General features: G+C 32.4%; 1 protein-coding gene. It reads left to right on the top strand.

The genetic code is table 11. The features are described 5' to 3' along the window. Positions 1 to 40 precede the first annotated feature (40 nt). The coding region (locus UNSWCS_RS10960; RefSeq protein ID WP_200862634.1) for a replication endonuclease at positions 41 to 652 on the top strand (612 nt) is incomplete at its 3' end.

Raw genomic sequence — 652 nt, 5'->3', positions numbered from 1 at the left:
GCTAGAAAATCAAAAGAAATTTCTTGATAGTAATTTCTTTATGATAAATGGCGAGTATGTCCCTTACTCTAACTTTTATTTTTCTAGCTGGCATAACTCGAATAGATATATTGCTGAACTTAATAACCGAGTAGCCAGTCTTAATGATTATGCTCTAAGTCAAGGACTTTGTCCTATTTTTGCAGTTTTTACCTTGCCTAGCGAGTATCATAAACAAAAGCTTATAACTCTTAAGAGTGGCAAGAAAAAGCTTGTTTATAATAAAAAGTATATTGATGACGATAAGCATAGCGTTAGTGCAGGCGCTAGCAAGCTTCAAGCTTTGGTTAGAAGCATTATGAATTCATTGCATTTTAGAAGCTTATCGCAAAATCAAAGATGTTATATAACTACCAAAGAACCGCACTTAGACGGAACTTGTCATTTAAATTTGCTTGTTTTTGTCCCTAAAGATAATTTGGATAAGTGCGTTTCTGCTATCAAAGATCGTTTTTTAGATACTCATAGTAGGGTTGAAACCGATATTAAAAACGCTACTTCGTATGTTATGAAGTATATTTTTAAAACTCTTGATGATCTTCGTCAAAATCCTGATTTAGATAATTTGACCGATATTAGCTACTGGTATTTAAAGCATAAAATTAGGCGTTTT

Origin of the sequence: Campylobacter concisus UNSWCS (assembly GCF_000466685.1) — a bacterium.
Lineage (GTDB): Bacteria > Campylobacterota > Campylobacteria > Campylobacterales > Campylobacteraceae > Campylobacter_A > Campylobacter_A concisus_A.
This window is presented reverse-complemented; position numbering and strand designations above follow the sequence as displayed.